Consider the following 18,128-nt stretch of genomic DNA (forward strand, 5'->3'; position numbering starts at 1 on the left):
ATACAATAAATAATGTACAGTTAGCCCATTGGGGAAATCTACATTGTGGTAAATTTACTACTAGGTTTAGCAAGCAAAGGAAATTGAAAGAGATTTTTCAATGAGTAGCTGCACAAAAATACATTTTAAAATTGAATTGGACGAATAAAATGCAGATAGCAATATTAAGAGTAAAGGCTGTAAGCAACATACTTTTCGCAGTGATGATACTATTTACTTCTTTAACCGTAATAGCACAAACGACGGTAGGTAGAGAGCTATCAGATAGTAATTCAAACAAATTTTATAATTTAATTAATCGTACTGGCGACCCGGCTGCTCACAAAGATTACGACAGTTATAAAAACCAAAAATATAACCCACTATTTGACTTGGGAGCCTGGCATGGCTTTTTACTTCCTGCGAGCAACGGAAGCCTTGGCGGTTTTACTGGCCCTATGGTAATTGCACAAGAATATGGGTTATTCATTGCAAAAAATTTAGAACAGTTATCAATTGTCAACAAAAAAACAGGACAAGAATTCAACTGGTTTGACGCAAAATTAACTCAATACTCGCAGCCTGGAGCGCTAGTTCAACATTACGAATTTAAACAGCTAACAGTGACATTATCGCTACACTTCGTATCTAATCGCAGCGCATTAATAAAGACGTTAATTGCGAACAAAGACCAAGAAGTACTAAACTTAGCACTAACATGGCAAGGAAAGTTACTCGAACAATGGGACAGTGAAAAAAGCGTTTCAGAAGCTTTACCTAATTGGCAAAGAAAAATAGCAGCAACAAAAAATGGAATTAACATTGCTTTTTCAAAAGTGCGATCGCCATGGCATATTTTAACCAGTAATTCTTCACAATATAATATTACTCGCTCTTTATTAGCAAATAATGAGATTTATCAACGACAAGGGCAATACATTAGTCGTACAAGTATTAACTTACCTGCCCAGCAAGCCAAGTCAATTTTCACAGTGCAAAGTTACTTTCATAACGATTCAGAACTTACAGCCGAAGCCTCATTAGTCACTAAAGTGCTAAATGATCCTGAAAAATATATAAATAAAAGTAAATTACGCTGGCAAGAGTACATTCACGATACTTTAGGCAACGAGCAATTAGAGAGTAAAAGCCAACATGAAAAAATTGTTGCAATAAAAGCAGTTGAAACGCTAATTGGTAATTGGCGTAGTGCTGCTGGCAATTTACTACATGACAGTATTACGCCTTCCGTAACCGCTCGCTGGTTTAATGGTACATGGGCATGGGACAGCTGGAAGCATGCTGCAGCCATAGCAACAGTCAATCCTAGGTTGGCGAAGGATAATATTCGCGCCATGTTTGATTATCAAATTACAAAAAGCGATCCTATTCGCCCACAAGATCATGGCATGATTGTCGATGCAATATTTTACAACAAAGACTCAGTTCGAGCAGGAGACGGTGGAAACTGGAATGAAAGAAACACTAAACCACCGTTAGCAAGCTGGGCTGTATGGCAAGTTTATCAAGCAACAAATGACGTCAACTTCATTGCTGAAATGTACCCTAAATTGGTTGAATATCATAATTGGTGGTATCGAAATCGCGATCATAACCACAATGGCCTAGTTGAGTATGGCGCAACTAAACATAGGTATCACAATGACAATAAGGGTAATATTCTTTTCAGTGTTCAGTATTTAAAAACAAACGAAAGAGAAAACAAAACCAGAGAAAAACTCCTTAAAAATTGCAGAGCTACTGAAGATGGCTGGTATAAATGTAGCGGTATAGAAAACTATCAGCTAGTGCTTTCTGATGGTAACTATAATGAGCTTGATATAGGCGCACAACACGGCAGTGCTTGGGAGTCAGGCATGGACAACGCCGCTAGATTTGGCTTTATTAGTGCTGAACAACTAACAAAATACGCAGACAAAAACTATCAAGGCAATGTGAAAAAAGCCCGAAAAGACTGGCAAGTTCGTTTTTTTGAAAACAGATCCAAGCAAGGAGAATTATTAGGCTTTTCCATAGATCAAGAATCTGTTGAGCTCAATACTTACTTAGCACAAGAAAAAGCACTTTTAAGCCAAATGGCTCAGCTACTTAAGAAACCAAAACAAGCACAAAGCTTTCAAATTGCAGCTGATAAACTTTCCCTACGTATTAACCAATGCTTCTTCGATAAAGAATCAGGTTTTTATTACGATAGAAAAATTTCTGCGGCAGACACTATTAGCGACTCAAACACCAAATGCAATAGCACGTTATTAACAGCTCGAGGTAAAGGGCCGGAAGGTTGGAGCCCACTTTGGGCTAATATTGCTGACAGTGATAAAGCACAGCAAGTTATAGAAACTATGTTAAATGAAAATGAGTTTAATACCCTAATTCCACTTGGAACTGCTGCACAATCAAATCCGGCTTATGATGCAGATATATATTGGCGAGGTCGTGTTTGGTTAGACCAATATTATTTTGGCATTCAAGCACTCAAAAATTACGGTAATCATAAACAAGCACAAGCGCTTAGCGATAAACTATATTTAAATGCACAAGGCTTAACTCAAAACAGTAGCATTCGTGAAAATTACAACCCAGAAACTGGTGCTATGCAGGGTGCAACAAACTTTAGTTGGAGTGCAGCGCATTTATTGATGCTTTATCAGGCACTTTGACCATATTCAATGGATACTATATAACGCCGTAAAATTTCATCATCAATTGCGTCTAACTCTTCGCAATGGTAGCGTAAGAGTTAATTTTTAATAATGTATTTTTGGCCTCACTATGGATTTATTACAAGGGTTGTTGTTGATAACTTCTATTCACCTTTTAGCAGCGGCATCGCCTGGCCCTGATTTTGTTCTTGTTTCCCAGCAAACTTTATCCAACGGAAAAAAAGCTGGATTTATGGTTAGCATAGGTATTGCCCTTGGCCTTTCTGTACATATTTTATATTCAGCACTTGGTTTAGCTGCCGTTATTGCCAATTCAGCAACAGCCTTATGGGCGATAAAAATTATCGGCGGCTGTTATTTAATTTACTTAGGCTTGCAGGGGATAAAAGCTAAAGCACAATTGCATATTACTGAGCAAAAAACCGTTATTAAACACTCTAGTTTAAAGGCAATTTCCAAAGGTTTTTTATGCAATGCATTAAACCCTAAAGCGCCAATATATTTTGTTGCATTATTTACCTTAGTATTATCACCCGAACTGCCCTTTTTACATTTAGTTATTTACGGTATTTGGATGATGGTTTTACAACTGTTGTGGTTCTCAGCTGTGGTGCTATTACTTTCGCGGCCAAGTATTAATGAAAAATTTCAGCGCTTAGGCCATTGGATTGATAGAATTTTAGGGAGTGCAATGGTATTAATGGGCTTAAAAGTGCTAACGAGTAAAATTAACTAAGGTGAAGCTTTAATGACAAAATCAGCAACTAATTATAAAACATTTAAAGCCTTTTACCCTTTCTATTTAAGCCAACACCAAAATAGCACTTGTCGACGACTACACTTTATCGGTTCAAGTTTGATCATTGTTATGCTTGTTTATATTTTATTAACCTCTTCCTGGACGCTCTTATGGACCATACCTATTCTAGGTTATGGTTTTGCTTGGGTAGGTCATTTTTTCTTTGAAAAAAATAAACCGGCAACTTTTACCTATCCGTTTTATAGCTTGCTTGGCGACTGGGTTATGTATAAAGACATTCTAGTTGGAAAAATTAGATTTTAACGAGTTGAAAGATAGCGATGACTAAAAAGAAACAAGTTTATATTTCACTATTACGCGGAATTAATGTTGCTGGGCAAAAGTCGATAAAAATGGCCGATTTACGTGCTATTTATCAATCTTTGTCATTAAATCATGTAAAAAGCTATATTCAAAGTGGCAATCTTGTCTTCCATAGTGACATTAATGATAAGCCACTACTTTCAGAGAAAATAACACAAGCGATATTAACTCATTACAGTTTTGATGTGCCCGTTTTTATCCTAACTCCAGATGAGTTAATAAACGCTCATAAGAAGTTACCATTTCAACACATCAACTTAGAGCAAGAGGCAAGTAAAATACTAATTTGCTTTTTATCAGGTGTTGCCAGTAATTCAAGTGCGATATTAACTCCTTATTTAAAAGATAATGAGCAGCTAGAAATTATTGACAACGTACTATACTTGTACTGTCAAGATGGCTTTGGTCGCTCCAAATTAACTCATAGTAATATTGAAAAAAAACTAAATGTAAATGCAACGGCACGGAATTTAAAAACCGTCAATAAATTGATTGAGTTAGCTGACAGCATAACCTAACACTGCGCCCGTATAGCATTAGCAATATTATGACAAAGCGGGCTTATCTGTATGGTAACCACTAGAGAGTAATTTAACTCGCTTTTCCCAATTGTAACTACACTCTTGCTATTAATATAGGTGCTTGCTTTTAGCCCCCTACTTTCCAGTTCAGACCTCTGCCATGAGTAAACTTGTACTAACACGCGAAGGCAAGTTAAAAATACCTTACTCTATGTAAAAAATATTTGACTTAAAGTAAAAGCTTAACTAAAGTCAAATTATCATTACGTCATGTCAAAAATTTCATACATAGCAATAGCTGCTGTAATTAGAAATAAAAGGAAATATTATGTCTTACAAAGAACGCAGTATTTGGGTGTCATTAGCAATTACGCTATATATTTGGTTTAACTATTTCTCAACCATCTACTGGTCAGCTAAAGACAATAGTTTGACCATAGAAAATATGCAGTCAGCATTATTAACTGTTGTGATCATGACCATTGTTTTAGAGATTCTCCATCATATTGTGATCGCCATAATTGATAATAAAAATGCCAACTATGATGAAGACGAACGCGACAAACTAATATCACTAAAAGGAAGTCAAATAGCCTATTACATCTTGAGTTTCACCACGATAATCGCAGTAGTACATTTATTATTGTTTCCAGTAATAAATAAAGGGCTAATTAACTTACTCAATTTACCTAATGAATATATTCTAATGAACATCATTATCTTTGGCGCACTACTGGCTGAAACAGCTAAATTCTCTACGCAATTATTTTTCTATCGTAGAGGCTTTTAATATGACGAAGAAAATTACAAATAATATTAGGCGATTACGATTTGATGCAGATGAGATGACTCAGCAAATGTTGGCAGATATTGTCGGTGTTTCTAGGCAGACTATAGTTGCAATTGAAAAAGACAAATACTCACCATCACTAGAAGTTGCTTTTAAAATCGCGAACTATTTTAATGTGCCGCTAGAAACTGTTTTTCAATATCATTAAAGTACTGTTAACCAATTAACTTATGTTAAAAATCTTGCGACTAAACAGTAAAGTGCTACCAAAGTACTTGATCTATTTCATTGAGTAAATCTTGGGTATAGTCGCTAATATTCTGGTTTTGTTCTTTTTTGATAACCATTTCCAGTTGCAAAGCATATTTTGATAACTCAGCAAAACCAAACATTTGCGCAGCACCCGCAATCCGATGCGATAAGCGCGCAAGTTTTTCAAGATCGTTATTATTTATATGTAGTATGAGATCTTGCTGTTCTAGTACTAAGTTAGACTTAAACTCTTGCACCAAGTCTGACATCTCAACACTATTAAAGTTATCATTTGCTTGGGCTTGTGAAATATCACCTTCATAATATTTTGCTATGGTCGGAATAAAAACATCACGTTCAATAGGCTTTGATAAATGACCGTTAAAGCCTAACGATAAGTAATGTTCAATTTCATGCGACATAGCATTAGCAGTCAGCGCATAAATAGGCGTTTCACAGCCCTTTTGCCTAAGAATTTTAAACGCTTCAATTCCATCCATTTCTGGCATTTGAATATCCATTAAAATCAGTTTAGGTTCGTGCTGTTCCATTAAGGTTACCGCTTCACGTCCATTGCGTGCCGTTATAACGTCGAGACCTAAAGAAGATAAAAGTCGAGCGATTAAACGGCGATTATCATTATGATCATCAGCCAATAATATAGTGCCCTGAAGCTGTTCTAACCTTTGCTCTTGAACAAATTCACCGCGGTCTTTCGCAACAACGGTGTTTTCTCCAATCAAATTATCACTATTAGCGTCACATGGAATACTAAACACAAAAACACTGCCTTGGTTCAGCTCACTTTCTACTTCTATTGTACCGCCCATAATTTTTGCTAGCTGATCAGATAAACACAAACCTAAACCCGTTCCCCCAAAACGGCGACTAATACTACTATCTCCTTGGGTAAAGCTTTCAAATAAATTATGTAATTGTGAGCTACTCATACCAATACCGCTATCGGTAATTTTGAACACCAGTCGACCATCATGTTGGCTAATTCTTAGTTCAACATGCCCTTTAGCGGTAAATTTAATGGCATTAGAGCATAAATTAATTAATATTTGTTTAACTCGAAAACCATCAATTTCAATAATAAATGGCGATGCTAAACAATGAATAATTTCGAATGTTAAGCCTTTAGAGTTTGCTTGCAAGGTAAACATATTGGCAAGTTCTTGCAAAACATCATGCAAGTCTTGAGGGTGAAGTTCGAGTTCTATTTTATTAGCTTCAATTTTACTTAAATCTAAAATATTGTTGGTGAGTTCTAGTAAATGCAGACTATTACCATGAATAATTTCAACTTCTTTACTAATAAATTCGTCATCTACATCACCATTAATTATTGCCTCAGCCTGACCTATAACCGTTGTAAGTGGCGTACGAATTTCATGGCTCATATTCGCTAAAAATTGGCTTTTAATATTATTTGCACTTTGTAGCTCTTGCATTAAATATTCAAGCTCATTGGTTCTTTGCTTTACTTTTGATTCTAAGTCTTGCGTTGAGCGGCGCTCAATATCACGTCGAGCAATTAAAAAACCAATCAGTAACGCGCCAAAAACAACAATAATAATAAAATTTCGTTGTTGTTCAGACTGCTCTAATTCTAATTCCTGCAAGCGCTTTTGCTGTTTTAATTGATCAACTTGTTGTTTTAACTGCTCTGAATCGAACTGTGCTAGCTTACTATTAAGTTCATCATTTGCTAACTCTATATGTGCTTGAATAAACTGACGGTGACTTTCTACAGCCTTCAATGTGTCATTTTGCGCCGCATAAATAAGCGATTGCAAAGACAAATTGTGCTTTATTTGCTCTCTATAGTGCATTTTTTCTGATAACTCGCTCGACTGCTGAATATAGTCTAACGCCAAATTAAACTTTCCTTTATGAAAGTAGGCTTTAGCTAAACTATACAAACTGCCGACATAGGCTTTATCATGCCCATGTGCTTTACTTTTGCTAATTCCCTCTTTTGCGTAAGCTATAGCTTGTTCAGTGTTACTAAGGTAATTACTTAACTCCGCAAGGTTATGCAAAATTGCCGCAGCGTTATAGTTATCGTTATTTTTTCTATGATAATCTAGCGACATCGTCATGTAGTGCAATGCTTGTTGATAGTCTCCGGCATATTTATAAGAAGACCCTAAATCACCATAGGCCGTTGCAACACCTTGTTCATCAGATATTTCTTTACGCTTTTCAATCACTTCTTTAAACATGGTAATGGCAATATCATAACGCTTGAGTTGCAAGTGAAATATTGCAATATTAAATTGGATATCAATTTTGTCGATGATGCTGCCGAACTGTTGATATAATGGCTCTGCTTGCTGATAGCTATATAGCGCTTCTTCCAACCGCCCCATAGCTCCATAAACCAAACCAATGTTGTTATATAAATTTGCTTGGGCAATAGGCTCATTAATAGTGAGGTAATAGCTTAATGCTTGCTGGTAAGACGTTAGGGCTAAGCTATTTTTCCCTTTATAATAAGCATATACTCCGACTCTTTTAAAGGCATCAGCTTCAAGCTGTTGGAAGTTGTATTCTTTCGCAAGTTTCTGCTCACTAATAGCACTTTCTATAGCAGCATCCAATTTACCTAGTTGGTGATATAAGCGCCCTTGTGCAGTTAAGGCTGATAGTCTATTTAATGGTAAAAGAGTGCTATTTCCTAACAATGAATTAACTTCTTCTATTGCTAGATTTTTATCAGCCATATTTTCAATGATTAATAACCGCTGGCCAAAATTTTGGTTATTAACCGCAAAACTGCTCTGTATATAGCTTAATGAGAAGAAAACAAACAATACCAAAGTTCGATAGGCATTAGCCATCGACGACACCTTAAAACACATGTGTTTCTTATTATAATAATGAGAAAACTAGTTATAGCATTTTGTATATCCACTCTCAACGATGAAGTTTCTAATTCCTTAACTCTGGCTATTTTGTCGGCATTTACATTCAGAGTATGTATGATTAATGTAGAAATAGCGTGAAAAATAAAAACAATGGCGGCACGAGTAACAATGCCGCAATAGCTATTAATTACAACATTATTTAATAGCTAAGTTTGATAGCTGATTTTTCTTCAAAACAGCTTTCCATTCAAACAAAACTAATTTAGCGTTAACGTTAAAATGTAACGCAACAAATTGTGATCAAAATCAATATCATCAATTCCTTGATAGAAATTAAGATAGTCTTGATAAATATCACTTTCTAAACTGCGCAACAATATCACTTGTGTCTTAAAGATATCGTTGTCTTGGTTAATTATGTCGTCATAACCAGGTAGATTCACGCTACTAGGAAGTGTACCGGAAATACCACCATATGAACGCCATGCCACAGGTATCATTAGTTCTGTTGTAGGAGAGTAGGCAATATAATCAAAGGTAATAATTGTCATAGGGTAATGAGTTACGGCACTATAATCATAGCTACCATCAGTAGCAATTTCACTATAAAAGCTATCATCAAGATCAGGTGCTGACTTGACCGCTTCAACTGTGAAAACATCTTCCGCTTGAGTTGAAATTTTTTGATGTAAACTTTCAAATTGAGAAGAACCAAATACACTATCGGTGAGCTTTAGAAGCTGTACAGACTCAGCCATAAATTGACTCTCACTAGTATAACTATGATTCTCAAACACTAATGTTTGCTCTGCGTTTTCAGCTACTTGCATAGTGAAGTGTTGACCATTAGTAAATAACTGTTGGTGCATAAAATTATCATGCTCTTGCATTAATAATTCTGTGTTTGCTACTTCAACGGCGGCTAACTGCCAAATACCTTGCTCGTTACTGGTAAAGTCAGTTAAAAAATCTCCAGCAGCAATCGCTTCACCATTGGTGTTAAAACCAGCGACCATAAAGCTTGCTACCGGCCAGCTGCCATCACTAACACGACAAACCTCAACTTGATTAAATTGTGTGGTTTGTTCATCAATTTGACTAAGTGATTGATACGATAAAGAGCTTGATGCTTGGGTTATCGTGGCAAAACTTCGATGTCGTAAAACTAAGTCCTGACTTGTACACTGACATTCATCACTACTCACAGTTGGCTCAAAAGGAGAGCGGTATTGGTAATGACTTTCCGCTAATGTTTGATGAAAACTCGCAATATCCAAACCTTGAGTATCGTCGGGGGAACTTTCATCAACATCACGAGCAACTATAGTGTAATTAATGTACTGTGAAGAGGTTACAAAAGAAATTTCGCCATTCTCATTGGCATGATAGCTTTCTATCGTTTGCCAATTATTATCTTGTAAAAGTAATTCGACATTCGCCACTGGCTCTTGATTTCCGCAAGCATTACTATAACTCGCGCTTAAGCTAAATTTATATTCTTTATCGGGTTGCACAACTTCAGGCTCAGAAGAGCTACTTGAGCCGCAAGCTTGTAGGAAAATTAACGGCAAAAAACAACTTGTTCGTAAAAAACTAAACATGAATACTCCAAAAAAGTAGAAAAATAAGAGTTAGCACAAGCTGAGTGCCTGCTTTAAATAACATAACTTTGTAGTTCAAAATGATGCGGTAGAACGAACGCGAGTAACCAAATCAAGTAGCTGACTACTTCCAACAGCACTAACGCTATCACTGGTTAACGTTGCACTATGACTATTAACTTGAATAACTTGCAGGTGACGTAAATGATCTTGAGTCAAAATAGGTAAAATCGCGCCACTAGGCTCATCTATCAATCGAAGTTTGGATAACTCAAAAGTATCACCAAGCTTTACACCATGCTGCGAACCACTGTTAATAACGATTTCACTCTGATCTTTGGCAACAATTTGCGCGATACTAGGCTGACACTCAAGGCTGTCATTAATATCAATAACGGCGCTATTAACGGTATTTAACATCATTCGGCCAAAATTACTGCGCCAAAACAAACTGCCGCTAGTGTCAAAAACGTAGCCATCATCAAACGGCCACTCTGCTTCTTGATGGTAACTTTTATCGAGCAATACTCGGCTCCTTAAGGCGTCATATAAATAAACATTTATAGTGAAATTTCGACGCACATTGACATCATTAAGCAAAATATTGTCTTTAACTTGTTCAAATAAACTAATGTCTCGGATATAGCCAAAAAGAATAAATTGGCTAGTATGTAAATTAGCCAAATATCGCGCAGTTTCGGCAAGATATTTTGATTCGAAATCTAAAGAGCTCTCGGGAGCAAAAGACTGATTTAGCAACTCGATTTTTGCAATACTTGGCTCTGACAATAATTGTTGTTTGAAGCGCTTAGAGATTTGCTCGCCAAGATCAAATAATCCACCTGCTGCTGCCTGTGTTCGCTTAAGAATCGGCAATTGCGCAACAATAACTGACTTTTTTAACTCTCGTTCAAAGTCGCAATCATTAAAAGCATCAATATCAACTTTAACAATCACGGTCAAAATATCTTGGTTCAGTGACTCTTCAACAATCTCTACTCGGCGAATGCGATTCTCACTTTTAAGCACTGTTTTACTGCTAATTAACAGACCATCTAGCGAGATATTTTCCGCACTAACAAAGCTACTTGTTAATAGTGAAGCATTGGCAATGGCACGCTTTATCGCGAGTGCGCGCTTTTCATCAACATCAAAGCTACCAACTCTTACTTGGGCAGTTCCTTGATACCATTGCGCGCGAATATCAGAGCAATAAGTCATAGCAATTAGCAAAAACAAAACCAGCAACTGTTTTTTCAAATTCATAGCCACCTCTTAGTCAATAATGCCGAAAAGCTTGCTTAATAAAGAAGGCGACTGATTCTCTTGCATTTCACCTTTGCCGCTGAACTCGATTCTTGCGTTGCCAACTTTTACTGAGCTTATGGTGTTGTCCAGGGCAATATCTTGCACCCTTACCTCACCAGAAAAGCGAATATATTCTTCACCTTTATTGAGTGTTATCCACTTTTCACCGGCAACAATAAGGTTACCATTAGCCATAACTTCCCAAACATAAACGGTAATATCTCCTTTTAGAAAGTTGTTCTGCTTAGTTTCAGCTGAACTATCGAACTCCTTACCTTGCTCGTAGTCGGCATTTAAATCGTTATTACCAATATTAACTGGACCTAAATTCAGTGCAACGGGCTCAAGGGTAAAGCTACCTGACTTATCAGTTTGATAGTTTAAGGATTTAGTCGCTGAGGTTTTTTCCTCTAAACGCACCAAGATCATGTCACCAACTAAATAATGACTGCTGGGTTGATATAAGCCGATAGCTTTGCTCGGGGAAAATAGTGATCCCGACGGTGCTTTAACGCTTTTTACGGTACTACTACGAATCGGGCGAAAAGCTGATTCTCCACGCATAACTTCACTTGATGCTTCAGATAATGGGCGTTGACTTACTTTCGGGTTACTTGGTAATTCGGCAACGACTTGTTCATCAAGTGGCTCTGTATTACTGCACGCTTGCAGCAACAATATTAAGGTAAAAGCTTGAATAAATTTACTATACATATCATGGCGATGAAAAATAAAACGTGCGTCATTATCGGCTGATAAGCCATGAATTTATCTACATTTTTGTTAAATAAAACTTAAGAAATATTAACTATGTAATGATTTGTAAAGCATCTTGCGAAGTACAACGTTGCCAACAAAAATACTAATTAATATTAAATGCTGGTAATAGATATGAACGCTATAAACTCGCCAATAAACCATCAACAGAATACCTTGCTCGTTAATAACTCGAAAGCGAGGCTTGCTGATACTGATACTGATACTGATACTGATAAAATTGCCAAGACTGCTCCCAACTGGCTACAAAGCTCTATGCTTGATGCTGGAGCAAAGTTTTTACCTAATACAAAGCTCAGCACTGAGCAAAATACGACTCAACACAACCAGCAGCACAAAAAACAAAATGAAGATTCACTTACAAGCCTACAAAGTAGCCTACTCTCTACTCTTGGTTTGTCTGCACTCAACGGGTTAGATGACAATGCGATATTATCTCAAATCATCTCACCGATTGGTTCAGCTTCTGATACAGCACTGACAAATTTGCAATCTTCATTATTAAGCAGTTTGCAAAGCGGTTTATTTACCAATTCAACTGCATCAGGTGATTTTAAAATATCACCTGATAGACAAACTAACTTACTAACAAACTATACAAGTGAAACAGGTGTGGCAAGCAGCTTAATAAAAGCCGCCAGTGCAGTATCACCTGAGAGCTCTATCGTGGCAAAAGTAAGCGAATTTTCTTTTGGCAGTAACGGCTTGGATTTAACCGATGGTTTTGATGCGGTAAATATTCTTCAGCACATTCCCGTGTTATCAAATATTTATCAAGAAACCACAGGGGATACCTTAGATGCAGCAGCAAAACTCAGTGGTGGTTTCATTTATGGCGGAACTTTAGGTCTTGCATTATCAGTAGCAGATTTGGCAATTGAGTATGCAACAGGTTCTTCGGTAAGTGATGCAATAACAAACTTCAATTACAGTGAGTTATTTCTTAGTAGCAGTAATGAAGCTGCTAGCACTAGCAATGGCAAGTTGGTTACCAACAAAGTTCCTAGCTTTCGTTAACTTAACACATCATCTAGATTACTTATTTTAGCCCCTCGTAACATTCACTTCTATGTAAATAGTTAAAAATACCGAGTATAAAGTATTTCAGTCTGCGTAAATTAATTAGTCGCTTGGTTAGCTTTTAGTGCAAAGTTTGCGCTTAAAAAGCACAATCTGACACGACAATACTTAAAAAGGCATCAGTCATTGCCGCTTGACAAATATGATATTTTAACGGAAAAATTTTTAGAAAAAACTCAGATATATGGCTAAATGCTATAACTGGCGCTCAGATGTTGTTGGTGCATTCTGATCATGCGCCCAATCGTTTGCTTGAAAAGGCGCAGAACTTCAAAAAGAATTAGTTAGCTGGCATTTGTAGGCGAGACTCTTGCAAAAAAACATAACCACCGCCGCGAATAGTTTTAATAACACTGTTTTGGTTTTGTAAATGTAAACAACGCGAGAGCTTGCGTCGAATATTACTAATATGAACATAAATACTGCGGTCGTAATAAGATATTTTTCGGCCCAATGCTTGGACACTAATATCTTCTTTAGCCATTATTTTTCCCGCATTCGCCATTAAACAATGCAGAACTTCAAATTCTAAGCCAGTTAAATCAAGTAGCATATCACCACAATATGCTTCACGAGTTGATAAACACAAGGAGATATTATTAACATCTATGGTATGGCGCACGGGCGTAACAACAGCATGAGCGCTGCGGCGCACAATGGCATTAATTCTTGCTCGACGTTCACGTGCATCAAGTGTGCTAGCAATGTACTCATCAGCACCTATTTCAAACGCGTAAAGACGATCATAAAAATCCTCACGGTTTGATAACATCACTACAGGTGTTACATTTTTTTCTTTAAAGCGCTTTAACAACTCAAAACCAAAGTGCTTCGGGATTGAAATATCAAGTAAAATTAAGTGATAACTTGCAGTAGTTGCACGCAAAAACACCGACATACCGTCAAAGCATTTTGTCACCTCATAGCCATCGTCGGTAAACTCGGTTTTAACATTTTCCGCCAGCTTATTATCAATTGTTACTAACAAGATTGATTTTCTCATTTAGTACTAACCCTATTTTAATTATCATTTCCAGTTATCTTCCCTGAGCAAATATTTGCAAACTTTCTAGTTAATGCAACTTCCCTTTCAAAGTAGCGTTGCCTTCTTCCAGTATTGCGGCAACTTCTTGCATATATGCGGCAATTAATTGCCGCTTAGGTTTTAGTTTTCACATTAACGATTGCCAACTAACCTTGATACGAGACATCCTGATAAGTTTTTACAGCGCTTGCATTCGCTTGGCCGATATTACTTGCTTGCACTTCTGGTTGTGCCTCCGCAGGAATATGATCTAGTAATTCTTCTGTTGAGACATTTAGCATGGCTGACAGTTCATTAATACTACTGGGAGCTTGTTCAGCCATGACCTTGGCATCAAAGCTTCCATTAGACTTCTGTTGGTGTATTTGAGTTACAAACGCTTCAACATCAGCTTGCTGCTTTGGACTCAAGTTTGCTAAAAAATTTCCCACCTTAGCTTCGTTACTGATATGAGCTTGTGTGGCTAAACTTTCTTGACTTTTAAGAGCCTGCGTTGGCAGCTCTGCCACTGTGGAAGGTTTATCAATCGGTTTAGTATTGACGTTAGAGATAGCTTGATTGTGCATTGTTGTAACATTCATTTTAGTTTCCTTGAATTAGCAATTACTCATTCAATTCAATGCAATAAGCAGACTATTTTAATTCTTTTAATGTCAGCAAACGTAAAGAACTGTAAAGATGCTACAGTTATGTTCCATTCTGCCGATAATGCTGCAAAAATTTTGTTCAATATTAGCTAAATAGCTTTTAAATTAAGGTATTAGATGGGAAGTTCATGCCGTTGCAAAGCACTCACTTAATTTTAAAGTACAAAAAAAGAGCTAATCATAGATTAGCTCTTTAGCATAATGGACAAATTGTGCTCTATTTCAGAAACAAGGGCATCATTTTGCCGCCTAGTCTTGTTAAGAGGTAAGGATTAAGTGACTTTACTGTTATGATTATCACTAGCTGAATTTGCAATAAGCAAGGCTTTAATTTCACTGAGTTCCTTCTCAAGCTTTTCAATTTGCGCGCGACTGGCAGGCTCACCACCTTCAGCACTTTCACCATGTGCTTCAGCGCGGAAGTTTTCATGCTCTTGTCCCATCACTTCTAAAATGGTACCTACCATCATATTTAAAAAGATAAAGGCAGTAAGAAAAATAAAGGTTAAATAATAAATCCAACTGATTGGGTGCACCGCCATGGTTTCATACATCACGTCAGTCCAATCTTCAAATGTTGCGACACGAAACAGGGTTAACATTGAGATTGAAACATCGCCCCATAGCACCTCATTGATTTGATGAAATAAGATACTGCCGATCGCTGCGTAGATATAAAAAATAACAAACATTAATAGCGCAATATATCCCATACGTGGGATAGCTTTAATTAGCGCATTAATTAGTAGCCGTAATTCCGGCACCATAGACACTAAACGCAATACTCGAAAAACACGTAATAAACGAGCTAACAACACTCCTGAGCCACCTGCTGGGATCAAACTGCCGATAACAATTATAGTGTCGAAAATATTCCAGCCACTTTTAAAGAAAGACTTTTTATCTTTAAAAGCAATAAAACGTATGGTGATTTCAACAACAAAAAACACCGTAATCGCACTATCTAAAATACCTAATAACGTTACCACTTGTTCGGGTAAGTCATGCGTTTTAGCACCGATAAGCAACGCTGAAATAACAATAACAGTAATTACCGACCATTGAAAAATAGGGCTTGAGTCTATTTTTTTTAACCGACGTTGCGCTTGATAAACAAATGAAGACATATTCATTATCTCTTTTTAAAGTTATATTTTTAATCTTACTTACGTTAGCCGACTGCGGCATCACTGACATGAGGATTGCTAATGCGCTCGGCGCCAAAGGTACTCATTGGGCCATGACCCGGAATAAACTGCACCTCATCCCCTAATGGAAATAAGTTTTCCCGTATAGATTTAATTAAAGTCGCATGATCACCACGAGGAAAGTCTGTTCGGCCAATTGAACCACGAAAAAGTACATCACCTACTTGAGCAAGTTTTGACTCGGCATGATAAAACACCACATGACCAGGCGTATGACCTGGACAAAAATAAACATCAAGTTCAACTTGACCAAATGTAACTTTATCCCCTTGGTTTAACCAACGATCAGTATTAAAGGTTTGTGCGTCAGGAAAACCAAATTGAGCCTTTTGCTCAGGAATTAAATCTATCCAAAATTGATCTGCACGGTGCGGCCCTTCAACTGGCACATTATAATAATCGACAATGGCTTGAGTTGCCCCTGCATGATCAATATGAGCATGAGTGAGTAACACTTTCACAACCGTAACACCTTGCTGCTTAATAGCCGCTTGTATCAACTCTACATTACCACCGGGATCAATCACAACGGCTTCTTTACTCTGCTGGCACCAAAACAAAGTACAGTTTTGCTGAAATGGTGTAACGGGTATTATTTGATATTGCAACATGTGAACGTAAATCTCGTTAGCGAATGTGAAGCAGCTATTTATAGGTAAATAAATCACCGCAGGTAAACTAATTTTTCTTTATGGCAGGTAATATAAGGCTAAAATGCCATTTTACAAGCGCTATTCTAGCAAGTTCATAATGGTAATCACCAAGAAACTTTACAAACACTCGAACTTAAAAGTAACAAATCAACGAAATTACTTTGCTAATGAAGTTTATCTAGGTAAGCTCAGAGCAAAGTATTTACAACAATAATAATTATCATTTATGAGCACTGTAAGAGATTCATTTCATTCGAGAATTGGTTTTGTTCTCGCTGCCGCTGGTTCGGCAATTGGTTTAGGTAATATTTGGGGCTTCCCTACTCAGGCAGCAAATAATGGCGGTGGCGCATTCTTATTTGTTTACTTAATTGTTACCGTACTTTTAGCTTTACCCGCTTTATATGCAGAAGTTTATATAGGTAACCAAGCGCAAAAAAACCCCGTTTCAGCACTTAAAGAAGCCTGTAAAGATACTGCACCTAATCTAGGTAAATATGGTGGTTTGATTGGTCTAAGTGGCGCAATTATGATGCTAAGCTTTTACACCATAGTCGCTGGCTGGATGCTATCTCACGCATTATCACCTTTATTTGAACTACTTGGCCAGCACGAATTATCACAATGGCTTGCTACTTCAAGCACTCAAAGAAATTTGATGTTTACGCCATTATTTATTTTATTAGGCGCAGGTATTATTCATCAAGGAGTTAATGCCGGTATTGAAAAGTGGTCAGCGCGTTTAATGCCAATATTACTAATTATGTTAATTTGCCTAATAGTTTATATTCTTCAACAACCTGGTGCAGAAAAAGGTTTAGCTACTTATCTAATACCTGACTTTACACAGGTTACCAACCCTAAATTAATTATTTCAGCAATGGGGCAAGCCTTTTTCTCGTTATCCATTGGTGTCGGCGGTATGATGGTTTACGGCTCGTACATGAAAAAAGACCGAGATATCGGTAAGTTGGCAGTTTCAATTACTGCTCTCGACACTTTTATTGCCTTTATGGCTGGCTTATTAATTATACCAGCACTTTACGTAGCACAAGAAGCTGGGCAGCAAGTTTTTCAAGGTGAAAAACTCATTGGTGAAGGCCAATTAATTTTTAACATATTACCTGAATTGTTTAATTCTATGGGCACTATAGGCATGGTAGTTGCCATTAGCTTTTTCTCGCTATTGTCCATTGCAGCATTAACTTCAACTATTTCATCAACAGAAGTACCTGTAGCCTATTTAGTCGAAGACAAAAACTTCACCCGCTCAAAAGCAACCTGGTTAGTATCAGGAATCGTGTTGACCGCCAGCATGATACTAATTGCCTTTTTTGATAGCTTGTTTGGTGTGGTTATTCGCGTATTAACGACAATATTACAGCCATTAAGTTGTTTATTTTACTTTATTGTTGTTGGCTGGTTATGGAAACGTGGTAATAAATTACGTGACGTGTCATTACAACAAGGTAGAAAATGGTTACCTATATGGGGCAACTACTTACGCTTTGTTTGTCCGCTGTTATTGACCGTTGTTTTTGTCAATGTCGCTATTTTAAATTAATAAAAGCTCGCTCGTATAAC

At 37.1% G+C, this 18,128-nt stretch carries 16 protein-coding genes; 8 read left to right on the forward strand and 8 right to left on the reverse strand.

Features of this window, described 5'->3' with window-relative positions; translation table 11 throughout:
• Positions 1–149 precede the first annotated feature (149 nt).
• From ygjK to AC27E9_RS06880, 6 genes are all read left to right on the forward strand, one after another.
• Positions 150–2,660 (forward strand): alpha-glucosidase, encoded by a 2,511-nt coding sequence (ygjK, locus tag AC27E9_RS06855; protein ID WP_487128573.1) that lies wholly within the window; start codon positions 150–152, stop codon positions 2,658–2,660.
• Positions 2,661–2,772: 112 nt separating this feature from the next.
• Positions 2,773–3,399 carry a LysE family translocator gene (locus tag AC27E9_RS06860; protein ID WP_487128575.1) on the forward strand — a complete coding sequence of 209 codons (627 nt, stop codon included), beginning with the start codon at positions 2,773–2,775 and terminating at the stop codon, positions 3,397–3,399.
• A 12-nt stretch (positions 3,400–3,411) separates the two neighbouring features.
• The gene (locus tag AC27E9_RS06865) at positions 3,412–3,726 is read left to right on the forward strand and encodes an Mpo1-like protein (RefSeq protein ID WP_487128577.1); all 315 of its coding nucleotides are present in this window, start codon (positions 3,412–3,414) and stop codon (positions 3,724–3,726) included.
• Positions 3,727–3,743: 17 nt separating this feature from the next.
• Positions 3,744–4,304 carry a DUF1697 domain-containing protein gene (locus AC27E9_RS06870; RefSeq protein WP_487128579.1) on the forward strand — a complete coding sequence of 187 codons (561 nt, stop codon included), beginning with the start codon at positions 3,744–3,746 and terminating at the stop codon, positions 4,302–4,304.
• Positions 4,305–4,635: 331 nt separating this feature from the next.
• Positions 4,636–5,097 (forward strand): hypothetical protein, encoded by a 462-nt coding sequence (locus AC27E9_RS06875; RefSeq protein ID WP_487128581.1) that lies wholly within the window; start codon positions 4,636–4,638, stop codon positions 5,095–5,097.
• A gap of 1 nt (position 5,098) precedes the next feature.
• Positions 5,099–5,305, forward strand: a complete 207-nt coding sequence (locus tag AC27E9_RS06880; RefSeq protein ID WP_487128582.1) for a helix-turn-helix transcriptional regulator — start codon at positions 5,099–5,101, stop codon at positions 5,303–5,305.
• A 55-nt stretch (positions 5,306–5,360) separates the two neighbouring features.
• Here the strand turns inward: AC27E9_RS06880 and AC27E9_RS06885 are convergent, their stop codons facing one another.
• The 4 genes from AC27E9_RS06885 to AC27E9_RS06900 form a co-directional block, all read right to left on the reverse strand.
• Positions 5,361–8,198, reverse strand: a complete 2,838-nt coding sequence (locus tag AC27E9_RS06885; RefSeq protein ID WP_487128583.1) for a response regulator — start codon at positions 8,196–8,198, stop codon at positions 5,361–5,363.
• Positions 8,199–8,482: 284 nt separating this feature from the next.
• A complete protein-coding gene (locus tag AC27E9_RS06890; protein WP_487128585.1) occupies positions 8,483–9,826 on the reverse strand; it encodes a hypothetical protein in 1,344 nt (447 codons plus the stop codon).
• Between the two features lie 75 nt (positions 9,827–9,901).
• Positions 9,902–11,092 (reverse strand): flagellar assembly protein T N-terminal domain-containing protein, encoded by a 1,191-nt coding sequence (locus tag AC27E9_RS06895; RefSeq protein WP_487128587.1) that lies wholly within the window; start codon positions 11,090–11,092, stop codon positions 9,902–9,904.
• 9 nt (positions 11,093–11,101) lie between these two features.
• Positions 11,102–11,848, reverse strand: coding sequence for a flagellar basal body L-ring protein FlgH (locus AC27E9_RS06900; protein ID WP_487128588.1), 747 nt, complete (start codon positions 11,846–11,848; stop codon positions 11,102–11,104).
• A gap of 177 nt (positions 11,849–12,025) precedes the next feature.
• On the opposite strand from AC27E9_RS06900, the gene AC27E9_RS06905 reads away from it, so the two are divergent.
• Complete coding sequence (locus tag AC27E9_RS06905) at positions 12,026–12,928, forward strand: hypothetical protein (RefSeq protein ID WP_487128590.1); 903 nt, start codon at positions 12,026–12,028, stop codon at positions 12,926–12,928.
• 343 nt (positions 12,929–13,271) lie between these two features.
• Here AC27E9_RS06905 and AC27E9_RS06910 read toward each other — a convergent pair whose 3' ends face one another.
• The 4 genes from AC27E9_RS06910 to AC27E9_RS06925 form a co-directional block, all read right to left on the reverse strand.
• Positions 13,272–13,994: a winged helix-turn-helix domain-containing protein gene (locus AC27E9_RS06910; protein WP_487128592.1), complete on the reverse strand. Its 723-nt coding sequence runs from the start codon at positions 13,992–13,994 to the stop codon at positions 13,272–13,274.
• A 188-nt stretch (positions 13,995–14,182) separates the two neighbouring features.
• The gene (locus AC27E9_RS06915) at positions 14,183–14,617 is read right to left on the reverse strand and encodes a hypothetical protein (protein WP_487128594.1); all 435 of its coding nucleotides are present in this window, start codon (positions 14,615–14,617) and stop codon (positions 14,183–14,185) included.
• A gap of 338 nt (positions 14,618–14,955) precedes the next feature.
• Positions 14,956–15,810, reverse strand: a complete 855-nt coding sequence (locus AC27E9_RS06920; RefSeq protein WP_487128596.1) for an ion transporter — start codon at positions 15,808–15,810, stop codon at positions 14,956–14,958.
• A 44-nt stretch (positions 15,811–15,854) separates the two neighbouring features.
• Positions 15,855–16,499 (reverse strand): MBL fold metallo-hydrolase, encoded by a 645-nt coding sequence (locus AC27E9_RS06925; RefSeq protein WP_487129178.1) that lies wholly within the window; start codon positions 16,497–16,499, stop codon positions 15,855–15,857.
• A 271-nt stretch (positions 16,500–16,770) separates the two neighbouring features.
• On the opposite strand from AC27E9_RS06925, the gene AC27E9_RS06930 reads away from it, so the two are divergent.
• Entirely contained in the window at positions 16,771–18,108 is a 1,338-nt protein-coding gene (locus tag AC27E9_RS06930; protein ID WP_487128597.1) for a sodium-dependent transporter, read from the forward strand.
• Positions 18,109–18,128 lie beyond the last annotated feature (20 nt).

Source organism: Colwellia meonggei (assembly GCF_057537295.1).

Excerpts from the sequence above, each read along its gene's own strand:
- ygjK (WP_487128573.1), top strand. The coding sequence starts at position 150 with ATGCAGATAGCAATATTAAGAGTAAAGGCTGTAAGCAACATACTTTTC.
- AC27E9_RS06860 (WP_487128575.1), top strand. The coding sequence starts at position 2,773 with ATGGATTTATTACAAGGGTTGTTGTTGATAACTTCTATTCACCTTTTA.
- AC27E9_RS06865 (WP_487128577.1), top strand. The coding sequence starts at position 3,412 with ATGACAAAATCAGCAACTAATTATAAAACATTTAAAGCCTTTTACCCT.
- AC27E9_RS06870 (WP_487128579.1), top strand. The coding sequence starts at position 3,744 with ATGACTAAAAAGAAACAAGTTTATATTTCACTATTACGCGGAATTAAT.
- AC27E9_RS06875 (WP_487128581.1), top strand. The coding sequence starts at position 4,636 with ATGTCTTACAAAGAACGCAGTATTTGGGTGTCATTAGCAATTACGCTA.
- AC27E9_RS06880 (WP_487128582.1), top strand. The coding sequence starts at position 5,099 with ATGACGAAGAAAATTACAAATAATATTAGGCGATTACGATTTGATGCA.
- AC27E9_RS06885 (WP_487128583.1), bottom strand. The coding sequence starts at position 8,198 with ATGGCTAATGCCTATCGAACTTTGGTATTGTTTGTTTTCTTCTCATTA.
- AC27E9_RS06890 (WP_487128585.1), bottom strand. The coding sequence starts at position 9,826 with ATGTTTAGTTTTTTACGAACAAGTTGTTTTTTGCCGTTAATTTTCCTA.
- AC27E9_RS06895 (WP_487128587.1), bottom strand. The coding sequence starts at position 11,092 with ATGAATTTGAAAAAACAGTTGCTGGTTTTGTTTTTGCTAATTGCTATG.
- AC27E9_RS06900 (WP_487128588.1), bottom strand. The coding sequence starts at position 11,848 with ATGTATAGTAAATTTATTCAAGCTTTTACCTTAATATTGTTGCTGCAA.
- AC27E9_RS06905 (WP_487128590.1), top strand. The coding sequence starts at position 12,026 with ATGAACGCTATAAACTCGCCAATAAACCATCAACAGAATACCTTGCTC.
- AC27E9_RS06910 (WP_487128592.1), bottom strand. The coding sequence starts at position 13,994 with ATGAGAAAATCAATCTTGTTAGTAACAATTGATAATAAGCTGGCGGAA.
- AC27E9_RS06915 (WP_487128594.1), bottom strand. The coding sequence starts at position 14,617 with ATGAATGTTACAACAATGCACAATCAAGCTATCTCTAACGTCAATACT.
- AC27E9_RS06920 (WP_487128596.1), bottom strand. The coding sequence starts at position 15,810 with ATGTCTTCATTTGTTTATCAAGCGCAACGTCGGTTAAAAAAAATAGAC.
- AC27E9_RS06930 (WP_487128597.1), top strand. The coding sequence starts at position 16,771 with ATGAGCACTGTAAGAGATTCATTTCATTCGAGAATTGGTTTTGTTCTC.